At 55.8% G+C, this 12,779-nt stretch carries 15 protein-coding genes; 14 read left to right on the top strand and 1 reads right to left on the bottom strand.

What is annotated here, in order from left to right:
• Positions 1-54 precede the first annotated feature (54 nt).
• The 5 genes from rsmD to rluF all read left to right on the top strand — a co-directional run bounded on the left by rsmD (position 55) and on the right by rluF (position 4,534).
• On the top strand, positions 55-678 hold the full coding sequence (rsmD, locus tag C7459_RS11835) for a 16S rRNA (guanine(966)-N(2))-methyltransferase RsmD (RefSeq protein ID WP_109689489.1): 624 nt from the start codon (positions 55-57) through the stop codon (positions 676-678).
• Positions 647-1,132, top strand: a complete 486-nt coding sequence (gene coaD, locus C7459_RS11830; protein ID WP_109689487.1) for a pantetheine-phosphate adenylyltransferase — start codon at positions 647-649, stop codon at positions 1,130-1,132. The genes rsmD and coaD overlap by 32 nt, the downstream gene beginning before the upstream one ends.
• A gap of 60 nt (positions 1,133-1,192) precedes the next feature.
• Entirely contained in the window at positions 1,193-1,999 is an 807-nt protein-coding gene (locus tag C7459_RS11825) for a patatin-like phospholipase family protein (protein ID WP_109689485.1), read from the top strand.
• The gene (locus C7459_RS11820) at positions 1,983-3,068 is read left to right on the top strand and encodes a SepM family pheromone-processing serine protease (RefSeq protein ID WP_109689483.1); all 1,086 of its coding nucleotides are present in this window, start codon (positions 1,983-1,985) and stop codon (positions 3,066-3,068) included. The genes C7459_RS11825 and C7459_RS11820 overlap by 17 nt, the downstream gene beginning before the upstream one ends.
• A gap of 89 nt (positions 3,069-3,157) precedes the next feature.
• Positions 3,158-4,534, top strand: coding sequence for a 23S rRNA pseudouridine(2604) synthase RluF (gene rluF / locus C7459_RS11815; protein ID WP_109689608.1), 1,377 nt, complete (start codon positions 3,158-3,160; stop codon positions 4,532-4,534).
• Between the two features lie 38 nt (positions 4,535-4,572).
• Here the strand turns inward: rluF and C7459_RS11810 are convergent, their stop codons facing one another.
• Entirely contained in the window at positions 4,573-5,793 is a 1,221-nt protein-coding gene (locus C7459_RS11810) for a nucleotidyltransferase (protein WP_109689481.1), read from the bottom strand.
• Positions 5,794-5,914: 121 nt separating this feature from the next.
• On the opposite strand from C7459_RS11810, the gene C7459_RS11805 reads away from it, so the two are divergent.
• The 9 genes from C7459_RS11805 to fabF all read left to right on the top strand — a co-directional run bounded on the left by C7459_RS11805 (position 5,915) and on the right by fabF (position 12,770).
• Positions 5,915-6,439: a YceD family protein gene (locus tag C7459_RS11805; protein WP_170119428.1), complete on the top strand. Its 525-nt coding sequence runs from the start codon at positions 5,915-5,917 to the stop codon at positions 6,437-6,439.
• Positions 6,440-6,477: 38 nt separating this feature from the next.
• On the top strand, positions 6,478-6,654 hold the full coding sequence (rpmF, locus tag C7459_RS11800; protein WP_109689477.1) for a 50S ribosomal protein L32: 177 nt from the start codon (positions 6,478-6,480) through the stop codon (positions 6,652-6,654).
• A gap of 196 nt (positions 6,655-6,850) precedes the next feature.
• Positions 6,851-7,402 (top strand): transcription factor FapR, encoded by a 552-nt coding sequence (gene fapR, locus C7459_RS11795; RefSeq protein ID WP_245884511.1) that lies wholly within the window; start codon positions 6,851-6,853, stop codon positions 7,400-7,402.
• Positions 7,403-7,436: 34 nt separating this feature from the next.
• Positions 7,437-8,432, top strand: coding sequence for a phosphate acyltransferase PlsX (gene plsX, locus C7459_RS11790; protein ID WP_109689473.1), 996 nt, complete (start codon positions 7,437-7,439; stop codon positions 8,430-8,432).
• 13 nt (positions 8,433-8,445) lie between these two features.
• Positions 8,446-9,432, top strand: coding sequence for a beta-ketoacyl-ACP synthase III (locus C7459_RS11785; RefSeq protein WP_109689471.1), 987 nt, complete (start codon positions 8,446-8,448; stop codon positions 9,430-9,432).
• Positions 9,433-9,458: 26 nt separating this feature from the next.
• Complete coding sequence (gene fabD, locus C7459_RS11780) at positions 9,459-10,418, top strand: ACP S-malonyltransferase (RefSeq protein WP_109689469.1); 960 nt, start codon at positions 9,459-9,461, stop codon at positions 10,416-10,418.
• Positions 10,411-11,151: a 3-oxoacyl-[acyl-carrier-protein] reductase gene (gene fabG / locus C7459_RS11775; protein WP_109689467.1), complete on the top strand. Its 741-nt coding sequence runs from the start codon at positions 10,411-10,413 to the stop codon at positions 11,149-11,151. Before fabD ends, fabG begins: the two co-directional genes overlap by 8 nt.
• 31 nt (positions 11,152-11,182) lie before the next feature.
• Positions 11,183-11,419: an acyl carrier protein gene (gene acpP, locus C7459_RS11770; protein WP_109689465.1), complete on the top strand. Its 237-nt coding sequence runs from the start codon at positions 11,183-11,185 to the stop codon at positions 11,417-11,419.
• Positions 11,420-11,528: 109 nt separating this feature from the next.
• A complete protein-coding gene (gene fabF / locus C7459_RS11765) occupies positions 11,529-12,770 on the top strand; it encodes a beta-ketoacyl-ACP synthase II (protein ID WP_109689463.1) in 1,242 nt (413 codons plus the stop codon).
• Positions 12,771-12,779 lie beyond the last annotated feature (9 nt).

Here is a 12,779-nt window from a genome sequence, read left to right as displayed (position 1 = left end):
AAGTTGGAGCGATCGGCGTTCTATGGTAAAGTAAGGACAAGGAGTTGAATGAGCATGCGTGTGATCTCAGGAGAGTTTCGTGGCCGTAGACTGGTTGCTGTTCCGGGCCAGAACACGCGTCCGACGACCGATAAAGTCAAGGAATCCATGTTCAACATCATCGGCCCGTACTTTGAGGGCGGCACGGCGCTCGACCTGTTTGCAGGCACGGGAGGGCTGGGGATCGAATCGCTCTCTCGCGGCATCCAGCAGGCGGTGTTCATCGAAGCGGACTTCAAAGCGTTCAACGTCGTCCGCGAGAACATTCGCACGCTTGGACTGGGCAAAGACCGGGCCGAAGTGTACAAAAACGACGCCCGCCGCGCTTTGGATACGCTAGCGACACGCGGGATGAAGTTTGACTTGGTCTTTTTGGACCCTCCTTATAAATTGACTGGCTTCTATGAGGAATTGATCGTAAAAATGCTCGATTTGAACTTGTTTGAGCCGCGAGCGTATGTGATTGCAGAACATGCCGCAGATGTGCACTTGCCAGATCGCTACGGGAACTTGGTGCGTTGGAGACAGGTGAGCTACGGAGAGATCTCCATCAGTTTTTACGAACTATCAGAGGGAACAGAAGTTGGCGAAGGGGATGCAGAACAAGATGAGGATCGCGATTTATCCGGGCTCGTTTGACCCGTTGACGCTCGGGCATCTGGACATTGTCGAGCGCAGTTCGAAAATTTTTGACAAATTGATCGTCGCGGTGATGGTCAATCCGCACAAAAATCCGCTATTTACTGAGGACGAGCGCAAGGAACTGATCCGGGAAGCGGTGAAGCACCTGCCGAATGTAGCGGTCGATTCCTTCCCTGGCCTGCTCGTCAACTACGCAGAGCGCCAAGGCGCGACGGTGATCATCAAAGGGCTGCGCTTTGTGTCTGACTTCGAGTCGGAATTGCAGATGGCAGCACTCAACCGTCAGATGAACGACCGCGCTGAGACGCTGTTCATGCCGACTTCGCAAAAGCATTCCTACCTGAGCTCCAGCATCGTGAAGGAGATCGCCCGCCACGGCGGACCGGTGGGTGACTTGGTACCCGCGCATGTGGAGACGGCGATGCGTGCGAAGTACGAAATGATGAGCTAGGACACCACGACGGGAACATACATATGGGAACCTAAGCGTTGCACGAGGAGGGGAGAGCCTGTGCGGAAACCGCGAATCGGGTTGGCACTCGGCGCCGGGGGCGCCAGAGGGTTTGCACATGTGGGTGTGTTGCAAGTGTTGGACCAGATGGGTATTCACATCGACTACATCGCCGGGAGTTCGATGGGGTCGATGGTCGGTGCTTTCTATTGCAACGGGATGGATACCAAATATCTAGAACAGTTGGCGATCAATTTGAAGCGCCGTCACTGGATCGATTTCACAGTGCCCAAGATGGGGTTCGTCAACGGCACGCGGATCATGGAGATGATCAAGTTTTTGACCAAAGGCAACAACATCGAGGATCTCAAAATCCCGCTGGCGATCGTGGCGACCGATGTGGAGAAGGGAGAACGGGTTGTGTTTCGCGAGGGACCGATCGATCAAGCGGTCCGTGCGAGCATCTCGATTCCCGGAATTTTCATCCCGCATCGCTACCAAGGTCGGCTGTTGATCGACGGTGGCGTCATCGACCGCGTGCCGATTCATGTCGCGCGCGAGATGGGCGCAGATCTCGTCATTGCGGTAGACGTTGGGTTGTTTGACCGCGAGGCGCAGGTGAAAAGTATTTTTGATGTGATTTTTCAATCGATTGAGATCATGGAACGCGAGATTCTCCGTTCGCGGATGCTCGACGCCGACGTGGTGATTCGACCAGATGTCGGACATATCTCCTCCACGGCCTTTACGCAGATCGATGACGCGGTTCGACTTGGTCGGGAAGCGACAGAGCGTGTTGCAGAGTTGATTCGTACCACCATTGAAGAATGGAAGGGAGGGGCATTCACCGATGTCACAACCCCATGATGAAAAGCCCCGCCGCTTTTTCAGCCGCAGCAATTTAAAAGGTGTGATCCTAACAGCGGTCATCGCCGCTTCCTTTCTGATCCCCACCCCGTACTACCTCTACCAGCCAGGGACAGCGGAAGTGCTGGCCCCGAAGGTCACCGTCGAAGGTGGGGAGAAGGATGAAAAGGGCAACCTGATGTTGACCACGGTGCTTTCGATTCATGCGACGAATATCTACTACCTCGCCTATGGGTACTTTGCACCGAACACGGAATTGCGCAAGGAAGAGGAAGTAAAAGGTAACTTGTCGGATGGCGAGTACGACCGACTGCTCAAACACATGATGGACACCTCCCAGCAAAATGCCGTGATCTCCGGATTCAAAGCCGCGGGTCAAGTGGTGGACGTGTCCTATGATGGGGTGTTCGTCAGCAGCATCACCGCCAACTCCAAGGCGGCGGGCATCTTGCAAGTCGGGGATGTGATCACCGAGGTTGACGGCCACAGTGTCAACAAGTCGGATGAGATGATCAAGTACCTCAACGACAATAAGCAGGTCGGTGATACCGTAACGCTGAAGTACACGCGCTACACGAAGGACAAGCAGGAGCAAAAGGAAAGCAAGATCGCGTTGATGGACCTCACCGACCCGAACAACAAGCAAGCGACACATCGTGTGGGGCTGGGTGTAGTTCCAGAAAATGAGATGAAGATCAAACCGCCGCGCGACGTGCAGATTCATGCGGAGGATATCGGTGGGCCGTCTGCTGGGACGATGTTTAGCTTGGAGATCTACAGCCAGTTGACGCAGGGAGACCTGACCAAAGGTTACAAGATCGCTGGAACCGGCACGATCGATGCCACAGGTACGGTGGGGCAGATCGGCGGTATCGAGCACAAGATCGTGGCAGCAGACAAAGCAGGGGCGGATCTCTTCTTTGCCCCGGCGGATGTGGGTCCAGATGATACCAACACGAAAGTGGCGGAGGAACAGGCCAAAAAGATCGGGACCAAGATGAAAGTCGTCTCGATCAAAACGATGCAGGACGCGATTGATTACCTGCAGGGACTGCCGGAGAAACAGTAGGTGAAAGTCTCGCTCGTGAGGGTGAGACTTTTTTTCTCAGCGGGGTATTCTAAAGCAAAAAAGGAAACGGACGTGGATCGATGAGCAGCATGAGAATCAACAAGTACATCGCCGAGACGGGTTATTGCTCGCGGCGAGAGGTCGACCAACTGATCGCCAAACGTCGGGTGACGATCAACGGCAAGGTGGCGGAACTTGGCAGCGTGGTCGAAGAGGACGACGATGTGCACATCAATGGAAAACTGATTGGGGATAAAAAGCCGTTGTTGGTGTACCTCGCGTTGAACAAGCCGTCGGGCGTGATCTCGACGACCGAGCAAGGGGTACCGGGAAACATTGTGGATTTCATCGGTCACAAGGAGCGGATCTTCCCGATTGGACGTCTGGACAAGGAATCGGAAGGTTTGATCCTGTTGACCAACGATGGGGACATCGTCAACCGAATTCTGCGCCAAGAAGGCAAGCACGAGAAGGAATACATCGTCACCGTCAACAAGTCGATCACCCAGCAGTTCATACGCTCGATGGCGAGCGGGGTGCGGATTCTCGGCACCAAGACCTTGCCAGCCAAGGTCTCGCAGGAAGGTGAGCGCGTGTTCCGCATCATCCTGACGCAAGGGATGAACCGTCAAGTGCGCCGGATGTGTGAGAACTTGGGGTATGAGGTGCGCAAATTGCAACGGGTGCGGGTGATGAACATCCGCCTCGCCGGGATGAAATCAGGCGAGTACCGGAATCTGACGGAAGAGGAGTTGCAGGAGCTGTTCGCAGCGTTGGACTATCAGCCGGAGCGTGAGATCGCCAAGCCGAAGTCCAAGCCGCAACCGCCGATCACCCCGCAGTCCACCAATCTGCGCCGGTCGCAAAAACGTCTGCGCCCCTTCAATGGCAAAGGCAAGTCCCAACAGGACTGGAAGTCGGGCAAGCCACGACCAGAGGGCGGCTTCAAAGGTGGCAGACCTACCGAGGAAGCGGGCACTAGAGGCGGTAAACCCCGTCATCAAGACGGGGGCTTCAGGGACGGCCAGCCGATCGAGGAATTTGCTCGAAATGGCAACAACTCCCGCCAAGAGGGAGGCTACCGCGGTGGTGGCAAACCGCGTGAGGGCGGCTTCAAACCTCGCTCAGAAGGTGGCTACCAAGGCGGCGGAAACTCCCGCGATGGTGGCAAACCGCGTGAGGGCGGCTTCAAGCCCCGCTCAGAAGGTGGCTACCAAGGCGGCGGAAACTCCCGCGATGGTGGCAAACCGCGGGAGGGTGGCTTCAAGCCCCGCTCAGAAGGTGGCTACCAAGGCGGCGGAAACTCCCGCGATGGAGGCAAACCGCGTGAGGGTGGCTTCAAACCTCGCTCAGAAGGTGGCTACCAAGGCGGCGGAAACTCCCGCGATGGCGGCAAACCGCGTGGGGGTGCAGGGCAAGGAAAGCCTGCTGCACGTCCAACTGGCAAACCAGGCAAGCGCCGATAAAAAAGAACCTGACCGCACGGGCGGTCAGGTTCTTTTTTCTATAATCGAATGACCGGCGTGGTGAAGTCCCACAATGCGGCTCCGGACTGCGGTACGGTGTACCCTTGGGAGTAGATGCGCGAGGCGCGGAGGTCGAGTTGGAGCATCGGAGATTGTTGACGCGGCATCTTGGTGAGAATAGGTACAACAGAGCGCTCAGAGGCTCTGCGCAACACATCGCGGCCCCGTTCCGTAAAGCCGAGCACGCGGATATAATCCGGGCCGTTCTCGACCAGCAAACTAGCTTGCTCCTCTCGGGTCACCCCCAGCAGGATCGAAGTCAAGGCCCGCTGGATCTTCGTCCACGTAAAGCGCTTGGTTTTGGCATGGGCGATCAAGTCCTGTACCGTATCGACCCTCCGGGCTGCCTCGATCAACCGCGCTTCCAAGCCTTCGTCCACCCCGACGAAGCGTGCGAGTTGCTCGGGTGTCGCTCGATGTAACAGCGTGAACAACGTCTGGCGATAGTTCTCCCAGCGCATCGGACCCCGACCTGCTGCGAACTCCTCGCGCAGAATGCTGTAGGACAGCTCCGGCAATAGCGGTGCTGCCGTCTCAACGCCGCTCTCCAGCGTGGCTTTGCGGATTGCGGTCGCACTGGCGATCTTCGGATGCGTGATCCGCTCCTCGTTGTAGCCCGCCGCGATGCGTGTGATCGTCGCAGGCGTGATGGAACTGTTCAAGCGGCGCAAGGCTGCTAGGTATTCTAATCCCAACATGTTGTTCGGCTGACCGACCACTCGTTCGTCCAGATGCGGGTCTTGTTCGGCATAACGCACGAGTGCTGCACCGGTGGCGCGAGGGTAGGAGACGCCTTTTTGCAACTCTAACTGAATGTAGGATTGCAAGAGAGGGGGTTCATCGACTATGATGGAGCTTAGCGTCTGTAAGGATTTGATGTCGCCGCTCTCGCTACCGAAGCAGAGCGAGTCGACAGCGCCCAGCCGATCGAGTACCGCGACTGATCCGTATGCGAACAACATCGCACTCTGTGTCGAGTAGGCGACAGGCAGCTCGACAACCAAGTCGACGCCTTGTTGCAACGCCATCCGTGCGCGTGCCCACTTGTTGACGATCGCAGGTTCGCCGCGTTGCAGAAAGTGCCCGCTCATCACGGCGACGACCGCGTCGGCGCCCGTTTGGAGTCGGGATTGTTCCACGTGGTAGAGATGCCCGTTGTGCATCGGATTGTATTCGACGATCACTCCGGTGACGTGCATGGGCGTTTCCTCCAGTCTTGATAGACGATTCCAACTGGTCTCATTATAGCAAGCAACCTCTTTATTGACAATTTGCCAACTCCTAGCTATAATGAACTCTGTTGCTTACGAGGTGATTGCGTTGAAACTGCGTTGGCGTGACTTGCGCGAAAACACTGATGGTGTTCATATTCAGGATTCGGTAGAACTACCGAACTTAGTCAAAGAGAATCTCCAGTTGATTGCCTTGGAGCCTGTGTATGTAAACCTTCATGGCGTGGAATCATTCGGACTTGCGACGGTGAAGGGTAGCCTCAGAACCAAAGCAACGCTCCGTTGTTCCCGTTGTCTGGTCGATTACTCTCACAAACTGCGCGCGCCGTTTGCCGAGGAGTTTGTCCAAGTTGATGAGGACAAGCTGGCCGATGCCGAAGCTACTATGGAGGAAGACCGCACACCTGTTGCGGGCGACTTCATCGAATTAGCGCCGTTCGTCGAGCAAGAGATAGCGCTTGCGTTGCCGTATGCCCCGTTGCATAGTCCAGACTGCAAAGGTCTGTGCACAGTGTGTGGAGTGAACCTCAATGAGACGACGTGTTCATGCAAGACGGAACGGATTGACCCTCGATTAGCAGATCTTGCTAAATTTTTTGAGACCGACAAGTAGAGTTTTTCTCTCTTTTTTATAAGGAGGTGTACTTAGAGATGGCAGTTCCGCAGCACCGTACTTCGAAAACCCGTAAACGTATGCGCCGCACCCACTTCAAACTGACTCTGCCGGGTATGGTTGAATGCCCGCAGTGCCACGAAATGAAGCTGGCTCACCGCATTTGCAAAAACTGTGGCACCTACAAGGGCCGCACGATCGTGGAGTCCAACTAATTTTGTGAACCAAAAGCAAGTGTCCCTTTGTGGATACTTGCTTTTTTGGTTTTTTTTGATAGTTCTCGTTATTTCGTGTCAAAAAATTTTTTCGCAAAAACGAGTTGTAAAACGGGAAGCTGTTTTATATACTTCTAATAGCACTAGGTACTAACACACGATACGCAAGTTCAACATGGGGGTTCGGTTGCAGATGGTGGCGAGAAACAAGCAAGTACGGCAGCAGGAGTTGACCGCGCTGATCGAGACAGAGCCCTTTTTAACGGATGAAGAACTGGCTGAGCGGTTTGCGGTCAGCGTACAGACGATTCGCTTGGATCGACTATCGCTGGGAATTCCGGAACTGCGCGAGCGCATCAAGGCAGTGGCCAACAACAACTACGGCAAAGTACGCTCGTTGGAATTGACGGAAGTGATCGGGGAGTTGATCGAGCTCGACCTCAACCACCTCGCGATCTCCATCTTGGAAATCGGCCCTGAGCATGTCTTTACCCGCACCAAGATCGCCCGAGGACATCATCTGTTCGCCCAAGCGAATTCGCTGGCCGTCTCCGTCATCGATGCAGAGGTCGTTTTGACCGGCACGGCGGATGTGCGGTTTACCCGGCAAGTGAAACTTGGCGAACGATTAATATCGAAAGCGGTAGTCGCTGACAACCGCGAGGATCGTGCCTGCGTCGATGTCGCTACCAAAGTTGGCGACGACATCGTGTTTGAAGGGCAGTTTGTAGTTTTCAAAAACAAATAGACACCAGGAACAGTCAGAGTGGAGGTAACAACCTGTGAGAATCGCGATCGATGCCATGGGCGGTGACAATGCCCCTCAAGCTATCGTAGAAGGCACGCTCCAGGCGGCTCGCGCGAACCGGGATGTTACGTTGGTCCTCGTCGGTGACGAAGAAGCAATCCAACGGTGCCTCGGCAGCGAGAGACCCCCGAATATCGAGATTGTACATACCACAGAAGTGATCACCGCGGACGATGAACCGGTGCGCTCGGTCAGACGCAAAAAGGACTCATCGATGGTGGTGGCCGCGCGGATGGTGAAGGAAGGACAAGCAGACGGCTTCGTCTCCGCGGGTAACACAGGCGCGTTGATGACAGCGGGCTTGCTGGTCGTAGGCCGCATCCCGTCGATCGAACGTCCAGCGCTCGCGTCGATCTGGCCAACGTTTTGCGGCAAAGCGATGCTGGTGCTCGACGTTGGGGCGAATATGGATGCGGAGCCACTCCATCTCTTCCAGTACGGATTGATGGCCAACGCTTTCGCCAAGGAACTATTTGACCTCAAAAAGCCGCGCATCGGGTTGCTTAACATCGGCTCGGAGCCAGGCAAAGGGGATAAGTTGCGCAAGGAAGCGTTCGAACTGCTGCAAAATGGTTCGTTCGACTTCGTTGGCAACATCGAAGCGCGCGAGGCGATGTATGACAAGTGTGACGTGCTCGTCGCGGATGGCTTCACGGGCAACAACATGTTGAAGCTGATCGAAGGGTTTGGTCTTGGTCTGTTTGATCGCTTGCGGGATGTGTTCATGGCCGGCACGTTGACCAAGCTGGCGGCGTTCGTTTTGAAGCCAGGTCTGCGCAAATTTAAAAAGACGTTTGACTATTCCGAGTACGGCGGTGCGCCGTTGCTGGGAATCAATGGTGCGGTGATCAAGGCGCACGGCTCCTCCAATGCTCGTGCCTTTGAGATGGCGATCGAACAAGCTCGTCGTTTTATCGCAGGGGGCGTGCTTGAACAGATCCGTAGCGATTTGGAAGTTCAGCAGCAATAAGGGGGAGAGCAGTATGACCAATATTCCAGTCGGCATCCTCGGAACCGGGTCGGCTTTGCCGAGCCGAGTGGTGACCAATGAAGACATGGCGAAGATGGTGGATACCACCGACGAGTGGATTCGCTCCCGCACAGGGATCAGCGAACGTCGCTTTGTGGACGAAGGCATGGCGAGTTCCGATCTCGCTGTGGAAGCTGCCAAGAAAGCGATTGAAGCGGCAGGCATCAAGCCGGAAGAAATCGGTCTCGTGATCTGTGCAACGGTCACACCGGACTTCATGTTCCCAGCGACTGCGTGTCTGATCCAAGATCGCTTGGGTGCGAAAAAGGCAGCGGCGTTCGACTTGTCTGCTGGTTGTAGCGGCTTCCTCTACGCGCTTTCCTGTGCAGTTCCGATGGTGCAAAGCGGTATGTACAAATACACGCTGGTCATCGGTGTTGAAACGCTGTCCAAGATCACCGACATGACCGATCGCAGCACCTGTGTGCTGTTCGGTGACGGTGCAGGCGCTGTCGTTCTCGGCCCGACCACAGAAGGGCGTGGCTTCCTATCCTTTGAGATGGGGGCAGACGGTTCTGGCGGTGAGTTGCTGAAGCAGGCAGCGGGCGGCTCTCGCAACCCGGCGACGCAGGAGACGATCCTTGCGGGGGAACATTTCATCTCGATGGCGGGCAACGATGTCTTCAAGTTCGCCGTCCGCATCCTCGGCTCCGCTTCGGAAGCAGCCCTGCACAAAGCGGGCCTGACCAAGGCGGACATCGACTTCCTGATCCCGCACCAAGCCAATACGCGCATCATCGACTCGGCTGTGAACCGTCTGGGGCTGTCTCCGGACAAGGTCTACGTCAACCTACACAAATACGGCAACATGTCGTCCGCTTCCATCCCGGTCGCCCTCGACGAAGCTGTGCGTCTGGGCAAGATCCAAGAGAACGATCTGCTCGTCCTCGTCGGCTTCGGAGCAGGTTTGACGTGGGGCGCGACCACACTGCGCTGGTAACGATAGAAACAGGGAGGACCAAACTGATGACCAAGTATGCTCTCGTATTCCCAGGACAAGGTTCCCAAGTCGTCGGTATGGGCCGCGAATTGGCGGCGACACACCCGGTGACGGCAGATGTGTTCCGCCAAGCGGACGAAGCGCTCGGCTTCTCCCTTTCTGAGATCATGTGGGAAGGTCCGCAGGAAACCCTGAACCTGACCTACAACGCCCAACCGGCGATCCTGACCGCAAGTATCGCGCTCTACCGGGCGCTCCAGCAAGAGTTCCCGGATTTTGAGTTTGTGTGTACGGCGGGTCACTCGCTGGGCGAATATACGGCGCTGGTCGCAGCAGGAGCGCTGTCTTTTGAGGATGCGGTACGACTGGTGCACGCACGTGGCCGTTTCATGAACGAAGCGGTGCCGGCGGGACAGGGAGCAATGAGTGCGATCATCGCGATGGAGCGCGACGCGTTGCAAGACATCTGTACCCGCGTCTCGGCGGAACACGGTCCGGTCGAACTCGCCAACATCAACTGTCCAGGTCAGATCGTGATCTCGGGCAAGGCGGAAGCAGTCGCCAAAGCGGAGGAAGCGGTTGCAGCAGCAGGGAGCAAATTCAAGTCCCTCGTCGTCAGCGGCCCGTTCCACTCTTCGCTGATGGCTCCAGCGGCAGACCGTCTCGCCGAGGTGCTACAGACAGTTGAGATCCACGATGCGAAGATTCCGGTCATCGCCAACGCCACCGCCAAGCCGGTGCAAAGCGCTCAGGAGATTCGCGACGCGCTGATCACTCAGGTCGTAGCTCCTGTTCTCTGGGAAGACACGACTCGCTTGATGTTGGATGAGTACGGCGTTGATGCGTTCTTGGAGATCGGCTCCAGCAGTGTTTTGGCCGGCCTGAACAAGAAGGTCAACCGCAAGATTCCTACGCTCTTCTTCAAAGACATCGAAACGCTCGCAAAAGTCGATACTGCACTCAGAGGGGAGTCTACCCATGCTTAAAGACAAAGTAGCACTCGTCACAGGCGGCTCCCGTGGCATCGGGCGCGCCATCTGCCTCGAATTGGCGGAGCAAGGCGCGAAGGTGGTTGTGAACTACGCAGGCTCACAATCTGCTGCGGAGGAAGTCGTCGCACTGATCAAGGAAAATGGCGGGGAAGCGATCGCGGTCCAAGGCGATGTGGCAAGCTATGCAGATGTCGAAAAAATCGTCGCAGCGACCACCGAGACGTTCGGTCGCGTCGATATCGTCGTCAACAACGCTGGGATCACCCGTGATAACCTCCTGATTCGCATGAAGGAAGAGGAGTGGGACTCCGTGCTGAACACCAACCTCAAAGGCGTGTTCAACGTGACCAAAGCGGTAGCCCGCCCGATGATGAAGCAACGCGCAGGCCGGATCATCAACATCACGTCTGTTGTCGGTCTGATCGGCAACGCAGGCCAAGCCAACTACGTCTCCGCCAAAGCGGGCGTGATCGGCTTGACCAAATCGAACGCCAAGGAACTCGCGTCGCGTGGCATCACAGTCAACGCAATCGCTCCAGGCTACATCGAAACGGACATGACGGACAAGCTGACTGAAGATGTTAGAAGCAAGCTATTCGAGGCCATTCCGCTGGCACGACTGGGTCGTCCAGAGGATATTGCCCACACGGTGTCCTTCCTCGCGTCGGACCGCGCCGGTTATATCACCGGTCAAGTCCTGACTGTCGACGGTGGCATGGTGATGTAGTATACTAGCAACTTGGGAGGAGGTGAACAGCATGTCCGTAGAAATCTTGGAAAAAGTAAAAAACATCGTCGTAGACCGACTGGGTGTTGAAGCCAACGATGTCACCCTCGAAGCATCCTTCAAGGAAGACCTCGGTGCAGACTCCCTCGACGTCGTCGAATTGGTGATGGAACTCGAAGACGAGTTCGATATGGAAATTTCCGATGAAGACGCAGAAAAGATCAACACCGTAGGTGATGTGGTCAACTACATCTCGTCTCACAAGTAATCTCCACCCGAACATGGTTGAGAAGCTCCAATCCGCTCCATACTAGCAATTGGGGCTTCTCCTTACTGTGTGGTACCCGAACCCTAGGATAAAGCGAAGGTGAACCAACATGAAAAGGCGTGTAGTGATCACCGGTATGGGTGTTGTTTCCCCCGTTGGGAACGACGTAGAAACGTTTTGGAACAACTTGAAAAACGGAAGATCCGGAATCCGGCCGATTGACCGCTTCGACACCACAGGCTTCGCGACCACCATCGCTGGGTTAGTCGTCGACTTCAACGCGGAGGACTTTATCGATAAAAAGGAAGCACGTAAAATGGACCGTTTCGTCCATTATGCGATTGCAGCCTCTCTGCAAGCTATCAAGAACGCCGATCTCGACATCAATGATGAAATTGCTGAACGTGTCGGTGTATACATAGGTTCCGGCATCGGCGGTATCGAAACGCTATGCGAACAACACGATGTACTGAGTGAAAAAGGACCGCGACGTGTCTCCCCGTTCTTCGTCCCGATGATCATCGGAGACATGGCTTCTGGTCAAGTCTCCATCCTGATCGGTGCCAAAGGCCCGAACTCGTCGCCGATCTCTGCTTGTGCAACAGGCACCAACGCAATCGGGGACGCGTACAAGATCATTGAGCGCGGTGCAGCAGATGTCATGGTCTGCGGTGGTTCGGAAGCAGCGGTTCTGCCGTTGCCGGTCGCTGGGTTCAACTCTGCGAAAGCGATGTCAACCGCTTTCAACGATACCCCGGAAAAGGCCAGCCGTCCCTTTGACAAAGACCGTGACGGATTCGTCCTCTCCGAAGGTTCTGGCATTCTCGTGCTTGAAGAACTTGAGCACGCTAAGAAGCGCGGCGCGAAGATTCTCGCTGAAGTCATCGGCTACGGCATGAGCGGCGATGCTTATCACATCACGGCACCGGCGCCGGAGGGTGAAGGGGCTGCACGTGCGATGCGCGATGCACTCCGCGATGCGGGAATTGAAGCCAACAAGATCCAGTACATCAACGCACATGGTACTGGGACAGGTGCTGACGTGATTGAGACGACAGCGATCAAAACGGTGTACGGCGATCATGCGTACAAATTGGCGGTATCTTCGACCAAGTCGATGACCGGCCATCTGCTCGGGGCAGCCGGTGCAATCGAGGCGATTGCCTGTGTGGAAGCGATGCGCGACAGCATTCTCCCGCCAACGATCAACCTCGACAACCCGGACGAAGGTTGCGATCTGGACTACGTACCGAATGAAGCACGCTCGGCTGACGTAGACTATTGCATGTCGAACTCGTTTGGATTCGGTGGTCATAACGCAACGATCATTTTGAAGAAGTACACCGAGTAACGACATACA

This window comes from Tumebacillus permanentifrigoris (genome assembly GCF_003148565.1).
Taxonomy (GTDB): Bacteria; Bacillota; Bacilli; order Tumebacillales; family Tumebacillaceae; genus Tumebacillus; species Tumebacillus permanentifrigoris.
This window is presented reverse-complemented; position numbering and strand designations above follow the sequence as displayed.